At 52.5% G+C, this 23,920-nt stretch carries 22 protein-coding genes; 21 read left to right on the top strand and 1 reads right to left on the bottom strand.

Annotated features, from left to right (window positions below):
• Window positions 1-231 precede the first annotated feature (231 nt).
• The 11 genes from EO763_RS12730 to EO763_RS12685 all read left to right on the top strand — a co-directional run bounded on the left by EO763_RS12730 (window position 232) and on the right by EO763_RS12685 (window position 11,259).
• The gene (locus tag EO763_RS12730; RefSeq protein WP_103940554.1) at window positions 232-1,602 is read left to right on the top strand and encodes a 2-hydroxycarboxylate transporter family protein; all 1,371 of its coding nucleotides are present in this window, start codon (window positions 232-234) and stop codon (window positions 1,600-1,602) included.
• Between the two features lie 238 nt (window positions 1,603-1,840).
• Window positions 1,841-2,725 carry a fumarylacetoacetate hydrolase family protein gene (locus EO763_RS12725; protein ID WP_103940552.1) on the top strand — a complete coding sequence of 295 codons (885 nt, stop codon included), beginning with the start codon at window positions 1,841-1,843 and terminating at the stop codon, window positions 2,723-2,725.
• Between the two features lie 87 nt (window positions 2,726-2,812).
• Window positions 2,813-3,877 carry a [citrate (pro-3S)-lyase] ligase gene (gene citC / locus EO763_RS12720; RefSeq protein ID WP_161530388.1) on the top strand — a complete coding sequence of 355 codons (1,065 nt, stop codon included), beginning with the start codon at window positions 2,813-2,815 and terminating at the stop codon, window positions 3,875-3,877.
• 23 nt (window positions 3,878-3,900) lie between these two features.
• On the top strand, window positions 3,901-4,191 hold the full coding sequence (citD, locus tag EO763_RS12715) for a citrate lyase acyl carrier protein (RefSeq protein ID WP_039532928.1): 291 nt from the start codon (window positions 3,901-3,903) through the stop codon (window positions 4,189-4,191).
• Complete coding sequence (gene citE, locus EO763_RS12710; RefSeq protein WP_010305292.1) at window positions 4,191-5,066, top strand: citrate (pro-3S)-lyase subunit beta; 876 nt, start codon at window positions 4,191-4,193, stop codon at window positions 5,064-5,066. The genes citD and citE overlap by 1 nt, the downstream gene beginning before the upstream one ends.
• A gap of 53 nt (window positions 5,067-5,119) precedes the next feature.
• The gene (gene citF / locus EO763_RS12705) at window positions 5,120-6,649 is read left to right on the top strand and encodes a citrate lyase subunit alpha (protein WP_161529164.1); all 1,530 of its coding nucleotides are present in this window, start codon (window positions 5,120-5,122) and stop codon (window positions 6,647-6,649) included.
• A 25-nt stretch (window positions 6,650-6,674) separates the two neighbouring features.
• Window positions 6,675-7,202, top strand: a complete 528-nt coding sequence (citX, locus tag EO763_RS12700; protein ID WP_039489831.1) for a citrate lyase holo-[acyl-carrier protein] synthase — start codon at window positions 6,675-6,677, stop codon at window positions 7,200-7,202.
• The gene (citG, locus tag EO763_RS12695; RefSeq protein ID WP_161529163.1) at window positions 7,180-8,085 is read left to right on the top strand and encodes a triphosphoribosyl-dephospho-CoA synthase CitG; all 906 of its coding nucleotides are present in this window, start codon (window positions 7,180-7,182) and stop codon (window positions 8,083-8,085) included. The genes citX and citG overlap by 23 nt, the downstream gene beginning before the upstream one ends.
• A gap of 440 nt (window positions 8,086-8,525) precedes the next feature.
• Complete coding sequence (locus EO763_RS12690) at window positions 8,526-9,281, top strand: flagellar brake protein (protein ID WP_161529162.1); 756 nt, start codon at window positions 8,526-8,528, stop codon at window positions 9,279-9,281.
• 411 nt (window positions 9,282-9,692) lie between these two features.
• Window positions 9,693-9,899 (top strand): hypothetical protein, encoded by a 207-nt coding sequence (locus tag EO763_RS23825; RefSeq protein WP_341874899.1) that lies wholly within the window; start codon window positions 9,693-9,695, stop codon window positions 9,897-9,899.
• Entirely contained in the window at window positions 9,889-11,259 is a 1,371-nt protein-coding gene (locus EO763_RS12685; protein WP_161529161.1) for an APC family permease, read from the top strand. Before EO763_RS23825 ends, EO763_RS12685 begins: the two co-directional genes overlap by 11 nt.
• Before the next feature lie 61 nt (window positions 11,260-11,320).
• Here EO763_RS12685 and sbcB read toward each other — a convergent pair whose 3' ends face one another.
• Window positions 11,321-12,748 (bottom strand): exodeoxyribonuclease I, encoded by a 1,428-nt coding sequence (gene sbcB, locus EO763_RS12680; protein WP_161529160.1) that lies wholly within the window; start codon window positions 12,746-12,748, stop codon window positions 11,321-11,323.
• Between the two features lie 301 nt (window positions 12,749-13,049).
• Between sbcB and EO763_RS12675 the strand changes: the two genes are divergently transcribed.
• The 10 genes from EO763_RS12675 (at window position 13,050) to kdsB (ending at window position 23,653) form a co-directional block, all read left to right on the top strand.
• Complete coding sequence (locus EO763_RS12675) at window positions 13,050-13,994, top strand: siderophore ABC transporter substrate-binding protein (RefSeq protein ID WP_425281365.1); 945 nt, start codon at window positions 13,050-13,052, stop codon at window positions 13,992-13,994.
• A gap of 22 nt (window positions 13,995-14,016) precedes the next feature.
• On the top strand, window positions 14,017-14,979 hold the full coding sequence (locus EO763_RS12670; RefSeq protein WP_161529158.1) for an ABC transporter permease: 963 nt from the start codon (window positions 14,017-14,019) through the stop codon (window positions 14,977-14,979).
• A complete protein-coding gene (locus EO763_RS12665; RefSeq protein ID WP_103157229.1) occupies window positions 14,966-15,973 on the top strand; it encodes an iron chelate uptake ABC transporter family permease subunit in 1,008 nt (335 codons plus the stop codon). The genes EO763_RS12670 and EO763_RS12665 overlap by 14 nt, the downstream gene beginning before the upstream one ends.
• Complete coding sequence (locus tag EO763_RS12660) at window positions 15,970-16,728, top strand: iron ABC transporter ATP-binding protein (protein ID WP_161529157.1); 759 nt, start codon at window positions 15,970-15,972, stop codon at window positions 16,726-16,728. Before EO763_RS12665 ends, EO763_RS12660 begins: the two co-directional genes overlap by 4 nt.
• Window positions 16,729-16,912: 184 nt before the next feature.
• Window positions 16,913-17,230: a PTS system regulator TmaR gene (tmaR, locus tag EO763_RS12655; protein ID WP_005967626.1), complete on the top strand. Its 318-nt coding sequence runs from the start codon at window positions 16,913-16,915 to the stop codon at window positions 17,228-17,230.
• 322 nt (window positions 17,231-17,552) lie between these two features.
• Window positions 17,553-19,826, top strand: coding sequence for a ComEC family protein (locus EO763_RS12650; RefSeq protein ID WP_161529156.1), 2,274 nt, complete (start codon window positions 17,553-17,555; stop codon window positions 19,824-19,826).
• A gap of 37 nt (window positions 19,827-19,863) precedes the next feature.
• Window positions 19,864-21,612 (top strand): lipid A ABC transporter ATP-binding protein/permease MsbA, encoded by a 1,749-nt coding sequence (gene msbA / locus EO763_RS12645; RefSeq protein ID WP_161530387.1) that lies wholly within the window; start codon window positions 19,864-19,866, stop codon window positions 21,610-21,612.
• A complete protein-coding gene (gene lpxK / locus EO763_RS12640; protein ID WP_161529155.1) occupies window positions 21,609-22,610 on the top strand; it encodes a tetraacyldisaccharide 4'-kinase in 1,002 nt (333 codons plus the stop codon). Before msbA ends, lpxK begins: the two co-directional genes overlap by 4 nt.
• 111 nt (window positions 22,611-22,721) lie before the next feature.
• The gene (locus EO763_RS12635; RefSeq protein WP_005967647.1) at window positions 22,722-22,904 is read left to right on the top strand and encodes a Trm112 family protein; all 183 of its coding nucleotides are present in this window, start codon (window positions 22,722-22,724) and stop codon (window positions 22,902-22,904) included.
• Entirely contained in the window at window positions 22,901-23,653 is a 753-nt protein-coding gene (gene kdsB, locus EO763_RS12630) for a 3-deoxy-manno-octulosonate cytidylyltransferase (protein WP_161529154.1), read from the top strand. The genes EO763_RS12635 and kdsB overlap by 4 nt, the downstream gene beginning before the upstream one ends.
• The last annotated feature ends 267 nt before the right edge of the window (window positions 23,654-23,920 follow it).

Raw genomic sequence — 23,920 nt, 5'->3', positions numbered from 1 at the left:
TTTTATCAACATAGTCATTTTTAGGAAATAAAAACCATAAACTCCATAGAAATCGTAAAGTTTATTTTGATCGTAAAATCATCTAACCGCCTGCGTAATAAACGTTTTTTGAATATAAACCATAAAAACCATAAACACCTTTAAAACTCATTTTTTAATTTGAAGGGAATCACATAATAATAGGTGGCCGCCCCCTATCATTCGCGGACAAAATAAAACGGGGACAGAGTTATGAGCACGACTGATGATTCATATATTGTGGTAAATAATGAGGCGGCTGGGAAGGCCTCATTAAAGGAAAAATGGTGGCACGTTCTGGATACCTATAAAGTCGGTATTATCCCAGTACCGCTCTTTGTGCTGGCGGGGGTATTAATCGGCATCGACTGCCTGAGTGGCAAGTTGCCGAGCGACATCGTCGTGATGGTGGCGACGCTGGCATTCTTTGGGTTTGCCTGCGGTGAATTTGGTAAACGTCTGCCGATTATCGGCAAGATGGGGGCGGCGGCAATCTGTGCGACCTTTATCCCCTCGGCGATGGTGCATTACGGCCTGCTGCCGGACGTTGTCGTTGAATCCACGACCAAATTCTATAAAAGTACCAACATCCTGTATCTCTACATCTGCTGCATTATTGTCGGCAGCATCATGAGTATGAATCGGCAGACGCTGATTCAGGGCTTCCTGCGTATTTTCTTCCCTATGCTGTGCGGTGAAATCGCCGGCATGCTGGTGGGCATGGGCGTCGGTATTGCACTCGGCCTGGATCCGTTCCAAATCTTCTTCTTCCTGATTCTGCCGATTATGGCGGGCGGGGTGGGTGAAGGTGCTATCCCGCTGTCTATCGGCTATGCCACGATTCTGCATATGGATCAGGGTGTTGCGCTGGGGCGCGTCTTGCCTATCGTGATGCTGGGCAGCCTGACCGCGATCATCCTTGCCGGTGTTCTGAATCAGTTGGGTAAACGCTTTCCACATCTGACCGGTGAAGGCGAACTGATGCCTAATAAAGACAATAACCTGGGCGGCGGCGCAAGCAGCACACCGGCTTCTGCCTTTAGCGGCAAAGCCGACGTCACGACCATTGCCTCTGGCGCTCTGCTGGCAATCCTGCTGTATATGGTGGGTATGCTTGGCCACAAAGTCATTGGCCTGCCTGCACCGGTTGGCATGCTGTTCGCTGCGGTGTTGGTGAAACTGGCTCACGGTGTTTCACCGAAAATGCTGGAAGGTTCTCAGGTCGTTTACAAGTTCTTCCAGACCTCTGTGACGTATCCGATTCTGTTTGCCGTTGGCGTGGCGATTACACCGTGGCAGGAATTGGTGAACGCTTTTACGATTCAAAACCTGCTGGTGATTATTTCTACCGTAGTGACGCTGGTCGCAACTGGCTTCTTTGTGGGTAGAAAAATAGGTATGCACCCGATTGATGTTGCCATTATTTCCTGCTGCCAGAGCGGACAGGGCGGTACAGGTGACGTTGCGATTCTGACGGCAGGTAACCGTATGGTGCTGATGCCATTCGCGCAGATCGCCACGCGTATCGGCGGTGCAATTAACGTTTCGATATCACTGCTGGTGCTCGCCAACTTTTTGGTCTGATGTCATTCAGAAAATAAAAAGCGCTGAGCTATACCCGTCATACTTCAAGTTGCATGTGCGTTGACTGCGTTCACTCACCCGAATCACTTACTTGAGTAAGCTCATCGGGATTCGCTCTCTTGCCGCCTTCCTGAAACTCGAATTATTTAGGGTATATAAATATTACGTTGAAAAATGAGCTGAGTTAACAGAATAAAAACCGCCAATGCGCGTGGGTTTATTTTGCACAGGAAATATTATGAAACTTGCAAGCTATCGTTATAACGGTAAGGACAGTTACGGCATTTATACGCCAACGGGATTAATCGATCTCGGCGGTAAAATTGGTCACCGCTATCCCGATCTGAAAACACTGCTGGCGCAGAATGCGTTACACGTGGCACACGAATTCAGTATGAGTACGCCGGATATTCCGGTCGCGGATGTGACATTTTTACCGGTTATTACCGCACCAGGGAAAATACTGTGTGTGGGGATGAATTACGCCGCTAAACGTCAGGAATTTAATGAAGAGAATCCCGCGCCAACATTATTTGTGCGCTTTGCGGATTCGCAAACCGGGCACGCGACGCCAGTTATCAAACCGCATTATTCCAGCGAGTTCGATTATGAAGGCGAGCTGGCGGTCGTTATCGGTAAAGGTGGACAGAATATTTCTCAGGATGTCGCGCTCTCTCATGTCGCAGGCTACAGCTGCTACATGGATGGTTCTGCGCGTGACTGGCAGCACAGTTGGTTTACTGCGGGTAAGAACTGGCAGAAAACCGGTGCGTTCGGCCCTTATCTAACCACTACGGATGAAATTCCCGATCCTCATGTACTGGCGATCCGCACGTATCTGAATGGCCGCATGGTGCAGGACGACAATACCAGCAGCATGATCCACAAAGTCGCTGAACTGATTGAATACATCAGCACCTTTACCGAGCTGAGTGCCGGCGACGTGATCATCACGGGTTCGCCGGGCGGCGTGGGTAAAAAACGCAATCCACCGCTGTTTATGAAAGCGGGTGACTGCATTGAAGTTGAAATCGAAAACATTGGCCATTTGCGTAACACGATCGTGGATGCCGCTGCGCCGTTGAAATCGGTTCAGGCAACGGCTGAAGCCGTCGCGCACTGACTATCCGTGTAAGTACCAGGCTGTCGGCGCTAAACCGGCAGCCTGCAATAGATTGCCTAAATAATTCGAGTTGCAGGAAGAACCGTGATGTATGCCAATGATTCCGTCTTTTTTGACACGCTGGATGTGCGCCTTCGGGAGCAGGAGAGGGAGGCCGTACGACAGTTCCTCGCACACTGCCAGCTCGGCATGGATGACGATATTGACATCGTGGTGGTTGGCAAACGGGGCGGGCGGCTGATCGCCTGTGCGGGGCTAGCCGCCAACACCATTAAATGCGTTGCGGTCGATCCTGAATTCAGACACCTCAATCTGGGCGTGCAGGTGGTGAATGAAGTGATGCAGCAGGCGGCGCAGCGCGGCCATTTCCACCTGTTTCTCTATACCCGACCAGAAAATGTCGACATCTTTCGCGGATGTGGTTTCTACCCGCTGGCGTGCTATCAGGACAGCGCGGTGTTGATGGAAAACACGCCGATTGGCATTCAGCAATATTGCCAGTCTTTGGCGGCGTTTGCGCACCCTGAACCGCTTGCGACGCGGACAGATAAAAAGATCGGCGCGATTGTCATGAACGCGAACCCCTTCACGCTGGGCCACCGCTATCTGGCGGAGCATGCGGCGCAGTCGTGTGACTGGCTGCACGTTTTCGTGGTGCGGGAAGACGTGTCCTTTTTCCCATTCAGTGAACGTCTGGAGATGGTACAGCGCGGCGTGGAACACATCCGCAATGTGACAGTACATGCCGGTTCTCACTACATGATCTCTAAAGCGACGTTTCCCGGCTATTTCCTGAAGGAAGAGAAGCTGATCACGCGCGCCCACGCGGCGCTGGATTTAATTATTTTCAGGAAATATATCGCGCCAGCGCTCGACATTACCCAGCGCTTCGTCGGCACCGAACCTTTTTGCCCGGTGACATATCAGTACAACCAGGACATGCACTACTGGCTGGAGAAAGACCAAACGATGTCTTCCCCGGCGTTAAGCGTGGTTGAAATTGAACGCAAACGGCAAACCTCAGGACTGGCAATTTCCGCTTCGGAAGTCAGGAAATTACTCAAACTTCGGCAGTACAGCCGTATTCAGGACATCGTGCCGGCCTCAACCTTTGCGCATTTACAGCACTACTACGAACCCGAATACGCGTAATTAAAATTAATCAGGATAAGTCTATGAAGATTGTTAAGGAGTCCCTGGCGGGCACCTTTGAATCCAGCGATTTGCTGGTCAAAGTGGCACCAGCAGAGGGGAAACTCACCGTGGTCATCAACAGCGAAGTCATGAAACAGTTTGGCCACCAAATCAAACAGGTTGTGAATGACACGCTGAAAGCGCTGGGCGTAGAGGAAGGGACGATCATTGTGGATGACAAAGGCGCGCTGGATTGTGTCATTCGTGCTCGCGTGCAAAGTGCAGTATTGCGCGCCGCAGACGGGCAGCAGATTGAATGGGAGAAATTATAATGAATAAGCTTCGTCGCAGCATGTTATTCCTCCCCGGCGCGAACGCCGCCATGCTGTCCAATGCGTTTATCTACAAGCCTGACTCCATTATGTTCGATCTGGAAGATGCCGTTTCCCTGCGTGAGAAAGACACCGCGCGCCTGTTGGTTTTCCATGCGCTCCAGCACCCGATGTACCGTGATATTGAAACCGTGGTACGCATCAACCAGTTAAGTACGCCGTTTGGCCTGCTGGATCTTGAAGCGGCCGTGCGCGGTGGTGCCGATGTGATTCGTCTGCCGAAAACCGATTCCACTGACGATGTCGATGAGCTGGAACACCATCTGGTTCGTATCGAAAAAGCCTGCGGTCGTGAAGTCGGCTCCACGCGCATTATGGCGGCGATTGAGTCTGCGGTGGGCGTGATTAACGCCGTTGCGATTGCCCGTTCTTCCGAGCGCATGATCGGGATTGCGCTGGCAGCGTTCGACTACGTGATGGATATGCAGACGGAACGTGGTGACGGCACAGAGCTTTTTTATGCCCGCTGCGCGGTACTACACGCGGCTCGCGCTGCCGGTATTGACGCCTTCGACGTGGTTTATCCCAACGTCAATGACGATGCGGGCTTCCTGAAAGAGGTCGATCTGATCCGCAGACTGGGCTTTAACGGTAAATCCCTGATTAACCCACGCCAGATTGAGCTGCTACACAACGCCTATGCTCCCACGCAGGATGAAGTGGACTATTCCCATCTGGTGATCAAAGCCGCCGATGAGGGCGAGCGTGCCGGCTTGGGCGTGATTTCCCTGAACGGGAAAATGATCGACGGGCCAATCATCGACCACGCCAGAAGAGTGCTGGAACGTGCTCAGGCCTCCGGCGTTCGCAAATAGCCATTGCGTGATTACACCGCAATGGCCGCTCTCAGGAATTACAGGATTAGACAATGAGTCATTTTATTGAAGCACTGCAAAAGCAGTACCCGGAAAAACGTCATCTGCAACCCTTCGTCAACGCCAACCACAATACGCCGTGGTTGAATGATGTCGCCCAAAAACATGAGCGCAAACTGTGTGCCGATCTGGAAGAGGCGATTCGCCACAGCGGACTGAAAGATGGGATGACGATCTCTTTCCACCACCATTTCCGCGAAGGCGATAAAGTCATTAATCGGGTGATTGATACGCTGGCACGGATGGGTTTTCGCGATTTGACGCTGGCATCCAGCTCGCTGATGAGCTGTAACGCGTCGCTGATCGAGCACATCAAAGCGGGCGTGGTCAGCCGGATTTACACCTCGGGGATGCGCGGCAAATTGGCCGATGCGATTTCTCACGGATTAATGAAAGAACCGGTACAGATTCATTCCCACGGTGGTCGCGTTCATCTGCTGCAAAGCGGTGAACTGAATATCGATGTCGCTTTCTTGGGGGTTCCGTGCAGCGATGAATTTGGCAACGCCAACGGCACCGCGGGAAAATCCAGCTGCGGCTCGTTGGGCTATGCGATGGTTGATGCGCAGTTTGCCCGTAAAGTGGTGCTGCTGACCGAAGCGCTGGTGCCGTTCCCGAACATGCCAGCCAGCATTGTGCAGGATCAGGTGGACTACATCGTTCAGGTCGATGAAGTGGGCGATCCGGCCAAAATCAGCGTGGGCGCGGCGCGCGTCACCAGCAACCCGCGCGAGCTGCTGATTGCCCGTTCTGCGGCAGACGTGATCGAACATGCCGGTTATTTCAAAAATGGTTTCTCGATCCAGACGGGTTCCGGCGCGGCTTCTACGGCCTGTACGCGTTTCCTCGAAGATAAAATGCGTCAGCAGAACATCGTGGCGCGCTTCGCCCTCGGCGGCATCACGGGCGGGATCGTCGATCTGCACGAAAAAGGGCTGATCGAGAAACTGATCGATACCCAGTGTTTCGATGCCAATGCGGCCGCATCGCTGGCGAAGAACCCGAATCACGTCGAGATTTCCACTAACGTTTACGCCAACCCAAGCTCTAAAGCGGCCTGCTGCGATCAGCTCGATATGGTGATTCTCAGCGCGCTGGAAATTGACACCGATTTTAATGTCAACGTCATCACCGGTTCAGACGGCGTGATGCGCGGTGCGTCCGGCGGACACTGTGACGTCGCAACGGCAGCGAACCTGACCATCGTGGTTGCGCCGCTGATTCGTAGCCGCATCCCGACCGTGGTGCGTCAGGTGACGACGCGGGTTACGCCGGGAGAAAGCATTGACGTACTGGTGACCGATCACGGCATTGCCGTCAACCCGGCGCGCCCTGAAGTTGCTGAACGCCTGAAACAGGCGGGTCTGACGGTGATGACGATTGACGATCTGTATCAGCGTGCGATTGCGCTGGTGGGTGAACCACGTGCTATCGAGTTTCACGATCGCATCGTCGGCGTTATTCGCTATCGCGATGGCAGCGTGATTGACGTCGTTCGTCAGGTGAAAGAAGCCGACGAATAAGCGTAAACGGATGAGGGAATCGACGATGACAAAGACTGTTTCCATCTCGCTGGAAACCTTACTCGCGGCGAAGGAACGCCGCGCAGTTCGCCAGCAAGAATGGCTTGCCCGCCACGGTACGACACTGGTGTCGCTGACGCTGGTCACGCCGGGGCCGGTAAAAGATAGCGAAGGCTATCGGCAGGTGATGGCCGAAGCCATCAAATCGTTCGCTTCGCTGTGTCAGACGCGAGGATGGACGGTGCTGGAACAGCAGATATGCTGGCTGGCAACGGGTGCGGAAGGGCTATGGGCGATCACTAAAGATGCGCTTTCGGTGAAAGCCGCGACCATTGCGCTGGAAGATAGCCATGAGCTGGGGAGACTATGGGATTTCGATATCTTCAGCCCGGAAGAAGGGTTGATTGGCCGGTCGATGCTGGCGCACAGCGGGCGCACCTGCCTATTGTGCGATCGGGTGGCACACGCCTGTAGCCGTTCACGTCGTCATTCGTTGCCTGAGCTGCTTGAGCACATTGAGGAAAAGGTTAATGCCTACTTTACGCCAGCCTGACGGTATTCTGTTTGCTGCGGTATCCCGTTCTGCTGTCGGCGATTATCGGGAGCGCGACGTGTTACCGGATATCGACCAGCGGGTGGCGCATGCGCTGACGATGGAAGTCATGCTGACACCGAAGCCCGGACTGGTGGATTGCGCCAATAACGGATCTCACCGCGATATGGATGTCGCGTTGTTTCAGACCAGTATTCAGGCGATCTCCCCCTGGTTCCGGCATTTTACCGAGGTGGGTTATCAGCACGCCAGTGTACCGCTAGCGCAGTTGCTGTCTCAGGTTCGACCTATCGGCATCGCCTGTGAACAGGCGATGCTGTCAGCGACGAAAGGTGTGAATACCCATAAAGGTGGGATTTTCGCGTTTGGCCTGCTGTGTAGTGCTGCCGGTTGGCTGGCAGGACGGGGAGAGCGTGTGACGCAGCGCAGCCTGTGCGATAGCGTTGCGATAATGTGCCACGATGTGGTGCGGAATGAGCTGGAGACGTGTTCTGGCGCCGCGACGGCGGGTGAACATCTCTATCAACGTCATGGACTGACGGGCGCGAGAGGGGAAGCCGCCAGCGGTTTCAATACCGTATGTCAGTACGCGTTGCCCGCTCTGCATCAGACGATTGCCACCGGAGAGGGTGACGAAACCGCGCTGTTACGGACGCTGCTGGTGTTGATGGCTCACAATCCTGACACCAATGTCGTTTCACGCGGCGGAATGGACGGGCTGGCGTTTGTGCAAGATTACGCACGGCGATTGCTGGCGGGGCCGCTGGATCGTCAGGCACTGAGGGAGATGGACGACGCACTGATTGCCAGAAACCTTAGCCCAGGCGGTAGCGCCGATCTACTGGCCTTAACCTGGCTGCTGTATCACTATCCTGCTGAATAGCGAACGGGTGTTATATAAGGAGCGGCTGGCCTTGCGATGACTGGCGTTGATAATTTTCATCATTTGACGGCTCCTTAACACTTTTCCTATTGTTCCACTAAAGTTATTGAGAAAATTGCCGATATCGTTTTCACCAACTTCTACCTGTCATGCTTCGAGTTACGTACGTGCTGGCTGCTCAAATTCTTTTCCATGAGTTTGTTCTTTGCTTGCCACGTGATGAGGCGCATAAATGTGCCTTGCCCTAAAGGACCAACGTTTGTCCTGTCATTCGATGTATTTAAGGTAGGTTTCATGCTGTTTCAGGTACTCCGAGTCATCGTTTTCAATATGCAGCCAGTACAGTGCATCGTGTTGGCACACATGGGACTTGAAAGATAACGAAGAGGCGTACATCAATATAAGCCATTGACACATAATCCGTGTAAACAATGGTAGGGATGAAAGCGGTGAATGAAAATTTGAAAGAGCAGTTTGTTAAGCGCAACAAACTGGCAATCTGTGCAACATTGCGCGAGTTAAAGAAGAATGATACGTCTCTGATGGTTCATCATTCTCACGGACAGTTCATCAGTAAAATTCTTGACGTCGTGCCCGACAACAACCTGTTTGTCTTCGATTTAGGCGGCATTGAGCGTGAGAATAGCCGCGCACTGTATGCCGGCGCACTGTCTTTTGTCGCTGAACCCGCAGGTGCAAAAGTCGAATTTAATGCCGAAATTGCAAAAACGGTGGACTACGACGGGCTGCCAGCCTTTAGCGCGCAGATTCCTGAATTGCTTTATCTTATCCAACGCAGAACCTATTTCCGCATTAACACGCCGCTGTGGCCGCCGTTGACGTGCCGTGGCGAACTGCCGGATGAGAGTGTTTTCCTGTTCACCATCAAAGATCTCTCTCTGGGGGGATTGAGCCTGTATACCGACCGTGACACCACGGGACTGTTGACCGAAGGCGACATCATTAAGAGCGTCGAGATGGACCTGGCTGACCACGGTTTCTTCTGCGTTGATTTACAGTTTGTCGGTCAGGCAATGGTGAAAATCGTCGATAACAAAGGCGAATTGAAACTGACGCAGCGTTTGAGCTTCAAGTTCCCTTCACTGAACGCGGCGCAGGAACGTGATCTTCAGCAGGTGATTTTTGAGTTGGAAAGATTACAAAACGAAAAGAAAAAACGGTTCCAGGAGTTGTAATTTTTAAGCACAACTTTTTGTGTAGGCTTCACACATAGCAGCAACGTTTTTATAACGAGTATTATCTTATTTATCCTACTTATTTACCCATAAGTCATGCGAAAAGCCAATGTACAGGCAGCTCGAAGAAGGGGGGGATAAATAAATGGTTTCCAACGTTCTCAGAGCCTTGTCAGATGAGAACGAGTGGTGCAGAATACGCGCCTTGCAAAATAACCGACGTCTAATAGCGTCGGTTATTTTTTTACATTTATGCTCGTCATACTTCAGGTTACAGGGGTATTGGTGTAGTTTCTTACCTTTCTCTGTAGCTCAGGTTGGCTGGGTATAGGGTCTTCAACCAAAGAGGCCGGACAACGATCCGGATAGATAATTTTGTGTGTGCCTGTGAGCACAGTGAGGAAAGGAAAGATGGGGCAATTAACATGTTTCGCACCGGTGCCCGCCGGTTTGTGCTGCAAAGGTATTGGTTATGGCGCGACGCAGTCGCAAGTTATCTCTGGTGCTGTTACAGCCACCTCTTCTCATCGTGATTCAGGCGAGTCCTGTATCCACTCCCTAATTTTTAGTAGTGCTGCCTTTGCTGTGACTGACGGAGGTGCGCGCCATGTCGCTTGATTCTCAACTGCCTAATGCTGGCGCAAAACGTGCCCAGTTAAAAAGAACGCTCACGCTGTGGCCTGTCGTTATGATGGGGCTGGCGTACATGCAGCCGATGACCATTTTTGATACCTTCGGTATCGTGTCTGGCCTGACCGACGGTCATGTGGCGACTGCCTATGCGTTTGCGCTGGTCGCTATTCTGTTCACGGCGCTGAGCTATGGCAAACTGGTAAAACGTTTCCCGTCTGCGGGTTCTGCTTATACCTACGCGCAAAAAGCGATCAGCCCGCACGTCGGGTTTATGGTCGGCTGGTCGTCGCTGCTGGACTATCTGTTCATGCCGATGATCAACATCCTGCTGGCGAAAATCTATCTGGAAGCGATCTTCCCCGGCGTGCCGTCATGGATTTTTGTGGCGGCGCTGGTCGGTTTGATGACGTTGTTTAACCTGCGTGGCATCAGCCTGGTTGCTAACTTGAACTCCATTATCGTGGTGGTGCAGGTTGCTATCATGGCGGTCTTCCTGGGTCTGGTGATTCACGGTGTTTATCTGGGCGAAGGTGCCGGAACATTGACCAGTACGCGTCCATTCTGGTCAGATAACGCCCATGTGGTGCCGATGATCACCGGGGCGACTATTCTTTGTTTCTCATTTCTGGGTTTTGACGGCATCAGCTCGCTGTCGGAAGAAACACAGGACGCAGGCCGAGTGATTCCAAAAGCCATCTTCCTAACGGCGCTGATTGGCGGCGTGATCTTTGTTGCCGTGGCGTATTTCCTACAACTGTATTTCCCGGATATCTCGCGCTTTAAAGAGCCGGATGCGTCTCAGCCGGAAATCATGCTGTATGTCGCGGGTAAATTCTTCCAATCCGTTATTCTGGTGTTCTCCTGCGTTACAGTGCTGGCATCGGGTATGGCCGCACATGCAGGCGTGTCTCGCCTGATGTATGTCATGGGTCGTGATGGTGTATTCCCAGAGCGCTTCTTCGGTTACATCCACCCGAAATGGCGTACGCCGTCTTTGAACGTCTTGCTGGTTGGCGTCATTGCATTGTCTGCGGTGTCGTTCGATCTGGTGACGGCAACTGCGCTGATCAACTTCGGTGCGCTGGTGGCGTTTACGTTCGTGAACCTGTCGGTCATTTCACAGTTCTATATTCGTGAACGCCGTAACCGCACAGTGAAAGACACCATTAACTTCCTCGTGATGCCTGTGCTAGGCGCGTTGACGGTGGGGGCGCTGTGGGTGAATCTGGAAGCCAGTTCGATGACGCTGGGTCTGGTGTGGGCAACGATTGGATTGCTCTATCTGGCATTCGTGACGCGCAGCTTCCGTCAGCCAGTACCGCAATGCAGTGAAGAGCCGGTTTAAATAAACTGACGGCTTACATAAAAGAGAAAAGCGGAGCCACTGTGCTCCGCTTTTTTATGCTTTAGCCCACCAGTTCTTGCGCATACGCGTACAGCGCTTTTAGCTGTGCCATCTTCTCTTTATCGTCTTCATGCAACTGATACAGGTTGCTGAGTTCTGACAGATAGGACTGCAAGCGCTCCGGCGTAAATACCGTACGCCGATGTTGCAACCAACGCTGCTGTTCCCGGTCGTCCAGCGTGCCGGGGAAATTGCGGGCACGGTAGCGGAAGAACAGCGGTTCCAGACGATTATCGGCAAATGTGAGATCCAACGCGGGAAGGTTCTGCGGGGCGGTCTCCTGAATAATCTTCATCGCCATGCGGTCGGCATCGCCAAAGAAGCCATCATAAAGCCGCAGATCGACATCATCAGAGGCGGCGAAAGCAGGGGCGTCGGCAAACAGTTCCACCACTTTTTCTCTGACGCTCGCGTTGTTACGCAGCACGGCCAGATTGTCTAAACAGCGTTGACGATCGATACCTAATCTTTCTGCGTCTTCTAGCCGTAAGGTATTGGCCGGCGCTAATACTGGACATTTGTTGATGTGCACTAGCTTAAGTGGAACCGCACTCTGATTGGCTTCCAGTGCATCTCGGCGGGTGTATAACCGCTCACGCAATGCTTCGCTGTCCAACTCCAGCAGCGGCGTCATATCGCCAGCCAGATCGCACATGATGACCGCATTACGGTTGTCCGGGTGCCAGGCGAGCGGCACAACCCAACTGGTGTTGCTCCTTGCCGCGCCAAACATGCCAGACACGTGAACAAGCGGCTTCATTTGCGGGATATCAATCAGCGCGGAAATTTTGTTTTTGTTACGCAACGGGAACAGATAGTCAAACAGCTTGGGCTGCGCTTGCTTAAACCGTTTCGCCATAGCGATGGTGGCATAAACGTCGGACATTGCATCATGCGCTTGCTCGTGCGCGATGCCGTTGGCTTTTGTCAGATGTTCAAGGCGGAAACTGGGCAGGCCGTCATCGTTTTCCGGCCACACGATGCCTTCCGGGCGCAGGGCATAGCAGGCGCGTAACGCATCCAGCAAATCCCAGCGGGAATTCCCGTTTTGCCAGCTGTAGGCATAAGGATCGTAGAAGTTGCGATAGAAAATATTACGGCTGACTTCATCATCAAAGCGAATGTTGTTGTAGCCCATGATGCAGGTGCCAGGCACGCTGAATGCCTCATTGATCTGACGGGCGAACGCCGCTTCATTGACGCCTTTTGCCAGCGCGACCTGTGGCGTAATGCCGGTGATCATCACCGCTTCTGGTTCCGGCAGGTAATCATCCGACGGACGGCAATAAATGACTAGCGGCTCACCGATAATATTGAAATCCATATCGGTACGGACACCCGCAAACTGCGCGGGACGATCGCGCGCCGGATGCTTGCCGAACGTCTCGTAGTCATGAATGAAAAAAGTGGGTTGTGTTTTCTCGGCCATATATGCAGTTAGCTACGTGTGCGCTAAGCCTGAAATCAGGCAAAACAATCTGGAAAACGGCAAGGATACCATTGAATCGACTTTTCTGTGGCGCTTTCCTGATTTGCATCACTTCCCTGACTTACATCAATAGGAGGGTAGACATAATCGCTAGGCATGACTGTGTCCATTCGGTTACAATTTTCGTTTTAATGCGAATGATAATTAAATTCTTTATTGCCGCGTAGCGTCCGCTGCGGGGTAGCATTCGGCGACAAACAGCGAAATGGAGAACACACTTATGCGGTTAAATGCGGTGCGATTGAATGCAACGTTTGCAGTGAAGGCGACGTTATTGGCATCTATGTTTGTTCTGGCCGGCTGCGATCAGCAGGCATCGTCTTCAGAAGGAAGCCACACGGTCAGCATTGAGCATGCGCAGGGCACCACTCAGGTTCCACAGCCGCCGAAGAAAGTGATTGTGTTTGATCCTGCCTCATTGGATACGCTGGATGCACTGAAGGTCGACGGGATTGCCGGTGTACCGAAAAGCAGTACGCCGCTGCCTGCATTTTTATCAAAATACAACAGCGATACTTACCTGAATGCGGGGACGCTGTTTGAACCTGCCTATGAAGCGCTCAGCAGCGCTAAACCCGATCTGATTATTGCCGGTGGACGTACGCGCGACGCCTACGACAAGCTGAGCGGTATTGCACCAACGATTTCGATGGATGTGGATGAGCACCAGTTTATGGCGAGCTTTATCCAACGCATCGAGCAACTGGGCACCCTCTTCGGCAAAGAAGAGGAAGCGAAAAAACAGATTGATGATTTCAAGCAGCAGATCGCCCAAACGCGCGCCAAAACAGAAAACGCGGGCAATGCGCTGGTTCTGATGGTTAGCGGCGGCAAGATGTCGGCCTACGGTCCTAAGTCGCGCTTTGGCTTCGTGTTTGATGAACTGGGCTTCAAACCAGCGACCGAATTCCCTGAATCTGGGCGTCATGGCAACGTGGTGACCTCAGAATTCTTACTGAGTGTGAATCCGGAATGGCTGTTCATCCTCGATCGTGACAGCGCGATTGGTCGCCCGGGCGGGGAATCGGCCCAGCAGGTGCTGGATAACCCGCTGATTCACAAAACCAACGCCTGGAAAAACAATCGCGTGATCTATCTGGATTCTGCATCGCTGTATATCGCTGGGGGGCTGCAAAGCTATAAAAACCTCGTGACTACCGTCAGCGACGCGTTAGATAAGCAATAACGGCAGGGTTACGGCAGAATCAATGAAGTCTTTTTACTATTTGCTGGGTCTTGCGTTTCTGGCCTGCATGATTGTTGTCAGCCTGTTTGTTGGGGCAGGGCAACTGAACATGCAGGCCGTCTGGAACGACCCGGAAATGCGCGATATTTTCTTTATCAGCCGCGTTCCCCGCACGCTAGCTTTGCTACTGGCAGGCAGCGCCATGAGTGTGGCGGGTCTCATCATGCAGTTGCTGACGCAAAACCGTTTTGTCGAACCGTCTCTGGCGGGGACCACACAGTCGGCTAGCTTAGGTTTGCTGGTGGTGATGATCGCCGTGCCCGGCGCGACGATTTTCACCAAGATGGTGGTAGCGAGCCTGTTCGCTTTAGCGGGTACCTTCCTGTTCATGATGCTGCTACAGCGGATTGTGCTGAAATCCGCGCTGGTGGTGCCGCTGGTCGGCATTATGCTGGGTGCGGTTATCAGTTCAATCACCACGTTTGGCGCGATGTATTTTGATCTGCTACAGGCGCTCGGCAGTTGGGAATCCGGTGATTTCTCCGGTGTCTTGCAAGGGCGTTACGAGCTGCTCTGGCTGGTGGGGGCGTTAACGCTGGCGGCCTGCTGGATTGCTGACCGCTTCACGGTCGCAGGCATGGGGCGTGAATTTTCCGTCAATGTCGGCCTCAACTATCGGCAGGTGATGCTGATGGGCCTGAGCATTATCGCCATCGTCAGCGGCGTGGTGGTCGTGGTGGTGGGTAGCCTGCCGTTTATCGGGCTGATTGTGCCGAATTTGATCAGCATGATGATGGGCGACAATGTGCGCAAAACGATCCCGTGGGTGTGCCTGCTTGGCGGCGGCCTGGTGCTGTGCTGCGATATTATCAGCCGCGTGATTCGCTATCCTTTCGAGATTCCAGTGAGCGTGATTCTTGGCGTCATTGGCGCTGCTGTTTTCCTTCTCTTATTGCTAAGTCAGAAACGCCATGTCAGTCAATGAACGTAATACGGTGCTGACCGGAGCCGTTAGCGAAAAACGTACGGGGTTATCGCCGACGCAGCGGTTGATGTGGCTGGCTGGCGCGGCTGTTGTGGTGATTGTGCTGTTTATGACCATCAATCTAGGCAGCAACCTGCGCTACATTTTGACGCACCGTGGGTTGATGCTGACGACGATGCTGTTGGTGGCATTTGCCGCCAGCGCGTCGACGGTACTGTTCCAAACGGTGACGAATAATCGGGTGCTGACGCCGTCGATTATGGGGTTTGAAGCCCTGTTTATCCTGATTCAGACCTCGCTGGTGTTTGTTTTCGGCATCAGCGGTATTCCGGGTCTGGGCGTTGAAGGCAAATTCGTTCTTGAGACACTGCTGCTCATTCTCTTCTCCGCGCTGCTGTACCGCTGGCTGTTCACCGGCAGCCGCAATAACCTGCATCTGGTTTTACTGGTCGGGATTATCTGCGGCACACTGTTTCGCAGCATGGCGGGCTTAATGCAGCGTCTGCTGACGCCCGGTGAGTTCGCCATTCTACAGGGGCGGATGTTTGCCACCTTCACCCGTACCGTGCCTGAACTGGTGGCGCTGTCGGTTGGTATTACGCTGGTGGTCGCGGTGGTGATCTGGCGCATGCGCTTTCGGTTTGATGTGCTGGCGCTGGGGCGTAATAACGCGATTAACCTGGGTATCGACTACAAGCGCAGCGTCACGGTCATTCTGCTGCTGGTTTCTGTGCTGGTCGCCATTTCAACGGCGCTGGTTGGCCCGCTGACCTTCTTAGGTTTTATGGTCGCGAACCTTGCCTATTTAGTGATTGGCTCCAGCCAGCATCGCCTGTTGCTGCCCGCGGCTTTCCTGCTGGGCGTGATTTCACTGGTTGGCGGACAACTGGTGCTTGAGCATCTGCTGAATATGTCTGGGGCGCTGTCGGTCGTGATCGAATTTGTGGGTGGATCGCTGTTTATTGTGTTGCTACTGAAAAAGGTTTCCGTGTGATTGAGATCGGCAATGTAACTAAAACGTATAATAACGTGACGGTATTGAATAATGTCACGGCGACGGTGCCTCGTGGTGGCGTCACGTCGATTATCGGCCCGAATGGTGCAGGGAAGTCGACATTGTTGTCCATCATCAGTCGCCTGCTTGACGCGGATCGCGGACAGGTCAAAGTCAACGGCATGGATGTGGTGACCACGCCAAGCGATAAGCTGGCGACGTGTTTGTCCGTGCTGCGTCAGGAAAACCAGTTTACCAGCCGCTTAACGGTAGCGGAGCTAGTAGGGTTTGGTCGCTATCCTTATACTAAAGGGCGGTTGAATGCTGACGATCGTGAACGTATCAGCGCTGCGCTGGCGTTCCTCAACCTAACCGAATTGAAAGATCGGTTTTTAGATGAGCTTTCCGGCGGCCAGCGGCAGCGAGCCTATGTCGCGATGGTGCTGTGTCAGGACACGGAATACGTGCTGCTGGATGAACCGCTGAATAATCTGGATATGAAGCACGCCGTGGCGATGATGAAGCAGATTCGCCGTGCAGCCGACGAGTTAGGCAAAACCATCGTGCTGGTTATCCACGATATCAACTTTGCTTCCGCCTATTCGGATTACATTATTGCGATGCGAAAAGGGCAGATCATCTACACGGGAAAACCGGAAGACATTATGGTATCCGAGGTGTTGGAAGATATTTTCGATACGGAAGTGGCCATTGAGCAGGTTCATAATCAGCGTATCGCGGTATATTACCGCTAAATACCCGTCATACTTCAAGCTGCCTGCAGGCAACTCGAATTATTTAGGGTATGGTTTGCTGACAGATTATCCGCTCAGCGAGGTGTTAGCGCAAAGGGCGTAAGCACTGCTTGAAAGACGCTGGGTATAACCTGTATGGTGAATGCATAAAGAATTTATGTATGACTTAAGGTAAGGGTAAAAGATGGATAAGGACACTAAGCCGTGTTTCCAGGATGTGCTGGAATTCGTGCGCATGTTTCGTCGTAAAAACAAACTTCAGCGTGAAATCGTCGACAACGAGAAGAAAATTCGTGATAACCAAAAGCGCGTTCTGCTGCTGGACAACCTGAGCGAATATCTTAAACCTGGCATGTCCATTGAGGACGTACAGAACATCATCGCTAACATGCGCGGTGATTATGAAGACCGTGTTGATGACTACATCATCAAAAACGCCGATCTGTCGAAAGAACGCCGTGAGCTGTCTAAAAAGCTGAAAGCGATGGGCGAAGTTAAGTAACCTGACGCACCGTGTTTTACGGTAAATAGCTACGGTAAATAGCTCCTGTAAAAGGATCGCTTCTGCGGTCCTTTTTCTTTTTAATCGCCTCACTATTCACCTCCTTTTTTGCAATCAATTTTTCCGTCAATTATCGCAGTATCAAACGCCTGAAAAACTGGAATACAGCTCGCACGCTGGATGCCATTGTTCGTAAGTCTATCGCTTTCTTGCGAGGCGTTTCCCCACCTGAATTTTTTGTCCTGTTGCATCAGCTTGGGTTACTGCAACATGCCAGGACGAACCACAGGGAAAACGGAAAGGTGTATCATGGCAAGGGACGATGTCAGTCAATAGTCTGGCTTGGGCGAGTGTGCTGGGTATTCTGCCGTTGCTTTTTTTACCGCAGATTCCAGCACAAATGCTGCTGTGGTGGGGGGGCGGGCTATCCACCTGCGTGATGTTAGTCGGATATCGCCATGCGGGGATACGCTGTGTGGCGCTTGTTGCCATGAGCTTTTGCTGGGCATCGTTGAATGCTCAAACCTTACTGCTACAAATTGAGCGCGTTACGCAGGGTCAGGTTAACGCTGTCGTGACGATAAGCAGCATACGGTTCAATGAGCATGATGATGATTTGATCACGGTTCGACTGGAAGAGATCAATCAGCACAGAATTTTCCCCCCATTATATGCGCAACTGACCTTATCACCGGCTATGGAAAGCTGGTGTGGTGGCCAACGTTGGGCAATCAGTGTCAATTTTCGGCCTATTCATAGTCGGTTAAACGAAGGCGGTTTTGATAGCCAACGCTGGGCAATAGCCAAACGGCAACCCGTGTCGGGTCGTGTGCTAATGGCAACTGTGGTTGATAGCCAGTGTGATTTTCGCCAGCGCACGATTGTACAGGCGGAGCAGCAGGTGCAGGGGCTAGCGTGGCGTTCTATTTTATTGGCACTGACGTTTGGTGAGATGAAAACGGTTAGCCCAGAACTCAAGGCGCTACTTCAGAATACTGGGACGATGCACCTGATGGCGATCTCTGGCCTCCATATCGTGCTTGCGGGTCTGGTTGGCTGGGGAATGGCGCGGGCCTTACAGTATGGTTTTCCCGTGCAGTGGATTGGCTATCGCTTCCCATTGCTGACGAGCGCTGTGGTTGCATGGGGATATGTCTGGCTGGCTGGAGGAAATCCGCCAGCGGTGCGATCTGCACTGGCGCTTAGCGTATGGGTTTGCCTAAGAATGTGGAGTATCAACGGCTCAGCCTGGCAGGTCTGGCTATGGTGTGTCGCGTTGATTCTGGTCAGTGATCCATTGAGCGTACTGTCAGACAGTTTTTGGCTATCTTGCCTTGCCGTTGCGTCGCTGATTTTCTGGTTTCAGTGGGCACCACTTCCTCATCGGCTACAGACCCGGCGACGGTGGTTCTGGCTGCGCTGGATCCACCTGCAAACGGGAGTCACGCTGCTATTGATGCCCTTGCAACTTCATATTTTCCACGGTTTCAGTATCACTTCTCTGCCCGCGAACCTTTGGGCTGTGCCTTTGGTGTCCTTCGTTACTACACCGCTCATTTTGCTGGCATTGAGCACGATGGCATTTGCGCCGCTGAGTGAAATGCTCTGGTGGCTGGCGGATATTTCGTTGCGCGTGGTATTCGCCCCGCTGACGTATCTACAAACGGGGTGGGTGTATCTTGATGCATCGCTGCTGCTAGGAAGCGTCGCGGGCTGGGGCGCGGTGGTGATATGGCGCTTTAGCTGGTGGCGTATCTATCCGGCGAGTGTCAGTATTCTGATCCTGGTTTTATTGGTCTTCCGCATAAAGACCGATGAGCCGGATTGGCGTGTGGATATGCTTGATGTCGGTCATGGTCTGGCGATTGTTATCGAACAGCGTGGGAAAGCGGTGCTATACGACACGGGAAACCGCTGGGAAGGGGGCGATATGGCGACGCGAGAAATTCTACCTTACCTGCGATGGCGGGGCGTCGACGTGGAAAAAATTATTCTGAGTCATAGTCATAGGGATCACATCGGCGGACTGGAAACGCTACAGGTGGCTTACCCTAAAGCGATGATATATAGCGCGACCAACGCGATGAATCATCGTTCTTGCCAACGCGGCGAACGTTGGCACTGGCAGGACCTCACGTTTACCGTGTTGTGGCCGTTAGCGCTCGTAGAACGGGCGGAAAATAACGACTCCTGCGTTATCCGTGTTGATGATGGAAAATACAGTGTCCTACTGACGGGCGATCTGGAGTCAGATGCGGAAAACGGATTGATTAGGTTAGATCGCAGTGCCCTGCGTGCGAATTTGTTACAAATCCCTCACCATGGCAGTAAGACATCATCATCGCCTTCCTTTATTCGTGCAGTTAATGCCGAGTTTGCTATGGCTTCTGCGGCGCGTTATAACCCGTGGCGATTGCCTTCCGTAAAGATTGTTGAACGATATCGGCAATATGGTTACTCATGGCTGGATACCGCGTCATCTGGGCAGTTAAGTGCACGTTTTTTCAGCGATTCATGGCACATACTGCGGTTCAGGGATCACATATCGCCTCGTTGGTATCATCAGTGGTTTGGCGTAGAGCGGTATAATGAGTAAAATGGTCGGCTATTTCTTCCCGATTCAGGTTCACTACATGCTGAATGATAAAGATCTCTCCACCTGGCAGACCTTTCGTCGCCTATGGCCGATGATCTCTCCTTTTAAGGCAGGGCTTGCTGCTGCTGCCATCGCACTCATCATTAACGCCGCTGGCGATACATTGATGCTTTCCCTGCTTAAGCCTTTGCTGGATGAAGGGTTTGGCAAAGCGGAACGTTCCGTATTGCTCTGGATGCCGCTGGTTGTCATCGGGTTGATGCTAGTAAGAGGCGCATCAGGCTTTGTTTCCAGCTACTGCGTTTCCTGGGTTTCAGGCAAAGTGGTGATGAATATGCGTCGCCGTCTGTTCTCCCATATTATGGGCATGCCAGTGTCGTTCTTCGATCAGCAGTCAACTGGGACGCTGTTATCCCGCATTACCTATGATTCGGAACAGGTTGCGGCCTCTTCATCCGGCGCGTTGATTACGGTTGTCAGGGAAGGTGCATCGATTATCGGCCTGTTCATTCTGATGTTCTACTACAGCTGGCAGCTTTCCATCATCCTGATTGTTATTGCACCGATCGTCTCAATTGCTATGCGCATGGTGTCCAAACGATTCCGCAATATCAGTAAAAACATGCAGGATACGATGGGGCATGTTACCACCAGCACGGAGCAGATGCTTAAAGGCCACAAAGAAGTGCTGATGTTTGGTGGTCAGGAAGTTGAAACTAAACGTTTTGATCAGGTCAGTAATCGGATGCGTCAGCAGGGCATGAAAATGGTGTCCGCCTCGTCAATTTCCGATCCCATCATTCAGTTGATTGCTTCGCTGGCATTGGCGTTTGTGCTGTATGCCGCTAGTTTCCCCAGCGTGATGGAAACCTTAACGGCCGGGACGATCACGGTGGTGTTCTCTTCCATGATTGCGCTGATGCGTCCGCTAAAATCACTGACCAACGTGAACGCGCAGTTCCAACGCGGGATGGCTGCATGCCAGACGCTATTCGCCATTCTGGACATGGAACAAGAGCGTGACACTGGCAAACGCGAAATTGAACGTGCGAAAGGTGAACTCGAATTCCGTCAGGTGAATTTTGCCTATCCAGGAAGAGAAAATCTGGCGCTCAAAAATATCAATCTGCATATTCCCGTGGGTAAGACGGTGGCGTTGGTTGGCCGCTCTGGTTCGGGTAAATCGACTATTGCCAGCTTGATCACGCGTTTTTACGATATTCAATCAGGCGAGATTCTGCTCGACGGTCACGACCTACGTGAGTATCGCCTGTCCTCCTTGCGTAATCAGGTCGCGCTGGTTTCTCAAAACGTTCACCTGTTCAACGATACGATAGCGAACAACATTGCCTATGCTCGCAATGAGCACTATAGCCGTGAGGAAATTGAGCGGGCAGCGACAATGGCGTATGCAATGGATTTCATCAATAAGATGGAACACGGTCTGGATACGGTCATTGGTGAAAACGGCGTGATGCTTTCTGGCGGACAACGGCAGCGCATCGCAATTGCCCGTGCCCTGTTGCGTGATAGCCCGATCCTGATATTGGATGAAGCCACGTCGGCGCTGGACACGGAATCCGAACGCGCCATTCAGGCGGCATTAGACGAGCTGCAAAAAGATCGTACCGCACTAGTGATTGCACATCGCCTTTCCACGATTGAAAAAGCAGATGAGATTCTGGTAGTTGAAGACGGCAGAATCATTGAGCGTGGTAATCATGCTGCGTTACTGGCGGCGAACGGCGCCTATGCTCAGTTGCATAGAATGCAGTTTGGCGAATGATTGAGCGCATCTGGTCCGGGCGGTCGCCGCTCTATTGGCTGCTGCTGCCGCTCTCGTGGTTATACGGGTTCATCACGTTTCTGATCCGTCAGAGCTATCGACTGGGGTGGCGGAAAAGCTGGCGATCGCCTGTTCCTGTTGTGGTCGTGGGGAATCTGACGGCTGGCGGCAATGGGAAAACACCGGTAGTCATTTGGCTCGTCGAACAGCTGCAACGCAGAGGCTATCGTGTCGGCGTGGTGTCACGCGGTTACGGTGGGAAAGCTGAACGTTATCCGCTACTGCTGGATGGGGCAGTGACGACGGCGCAGGCAGGCGATGAACCGGTGCTGATTTTCCAGCGTACCGGTGCACCCGTTGCGGTCGCCCCCCGTCGGCGGGATGCCGTGAGTGCGTTATTAGCACAGCACACGCTAGATGTGGTGATCACCGACGATGGATTACAGCACTATGCGTTGGAAAGAGATATCGAGCTGGTGGTGATTGACGGGATGCGGCGTTTTGGCAACGGATGGTGGCTGCCCGCAGGCCCAATGCGGGAAAGAGAAAGCCGTTTGGCGTCGGTGGATGCGGTCATTGTTAACGGCGGCACGCCACGAACAAATGAGATAGGCATGACACTCACGGCGGGTATGGCAGTTAACTTGCTTTCCGGTGAATCGCGCCCGCTGAGCCAGTTGCATGATGTCGTTGCGATGGCGGGCATCGGACATCCTCCACGTTTTTTTGCTACGCTGCGTGACGCTGGTGTTCGCATTGCACGTGAAGTCGCCTTTGCTGACCACCAGTCGTACCAGCCAGAACAGCTCGACTCGCTGACTCAGGATGCGATGCAGCCACTGCTGATGACGGAAAAAGATGCTGTAAAATGTAAGGCGTTTGCTCAGAATAACTGGTGGTATCTGCCCGTCGATGCCGTGTTAGCTGAGCCCTACGGCACGCAATTGCTCGACAAACTAGAAAATGTGCTTAATCGGAATGCGGGCAGCAGAACATAAATTAGTCTGCTACTACGGTTTCAGATATTCCTTGTGGATATCACCTTATTAGATCGCTGTCATAGCGAGAAAGAACATGCCGGTCATCGATCGGCCAAAGATGGAGGAAGCATGGATCACCGTTTACTTGAGATTGTTGCCTGTCCTGTTTGTAATGGTCGGCTGTACTTTAATAAAGAGAAACTGGAACTGATATGCAAGGTCGATGGTTTGGCCTATCCAGTTCGTGATGGTATCCCTGTGCTGCTGGAAAACGAGGCGCGTAAACTCGGGGCTGATGAGATAACACAATGACCTTTACTGTGATCATTCCTGCGCGTTTTGCGTCAAGCCGGCTGCCGGGTAAACCGCTGGCGGACATCAACGGCAAACCGATGGTCGTCCATGTGATGGAGCGGGCGCTGGAATCGGGGGCGCAGCGCGTTATTGTGGCTACCGATCACCCCGACGTCGAGGCTGCCGTGCAGCAAGTTGGTGGCGAAGTATGCCTGACCCGCGCCGATCATAATTCTGGCACGGAGCGTCTGGCTGAAGTCATCGAGCGTTACGGTTTTACCGATGACGACATCATCGTTAACGTTCAGGGCGATGAACCGCTCATTCCTCCCGTTATCATTCGTCAGGTGGCGGAAAACCTCGCTGCCAGTAAAGCGGGAATGGCAACGCTGGCGGTGCCGATTGAAACCAGCGAAGAAGCATTCAACCCGAATGCGGTAAAAGTGGTTACCGACGCTGAGGGATACGCGCTGTATTTTTCCCGTGCGACCATTCCCTGGGACAGAGAGCGTTTTGCTCAGTCTAAGGAAACCATTGGCGATCACTTCCTGCGCCATATTGGTATCTATGCTTACCGTGCGGGTTTTGTGCGTCGTTATGTCAGTTGGGCACCGAGCCAACTGGAGCAAATCGAATTACTGGAGCAATTGCGTGTGCTGTGGTACGGCGAGAAGATTCACGTCGCGGTCGCCAAAGCTGTTCCTAGCGTCGGCGTGGATACCCCAGAAGATCTGGCCCGTGTGCGGCACGTCATGGCAGGCCAGTAACACCTCTCACATCCGCCTGCTATAAACACGTCATGGGGAATCTATTCTTGCTGGAATAGATTTTCCCCATGACGTTTCTTTTAATACGGTATTTTATCTTTTAAATTATTTAGCACTTATTTAGATAAGTATTCTTAAAAGTTCTTAAATTACGCGGCGTCGCTTTATTTATGCGGATGGCTTATTCCCATGCTGAATTGATTCGTCGCGAGGGGGACTTTTATTTTCATATTTAAATGCTACTATCAATTCGCCATGTTTTCGCAT

This window comes from Pectobacterium odoriferum, assembly GCF_009931295.1.
GTDB lineage: Bacteria > Pseudomonadota > Gammaproteobacteria > Enterobacterales > Enterobacteriaceae > Pectobacterium > Pectobacterium odoriferum.
This window is presented reverse-complemented; position numbering and strand designations above follow the sequence as displayed.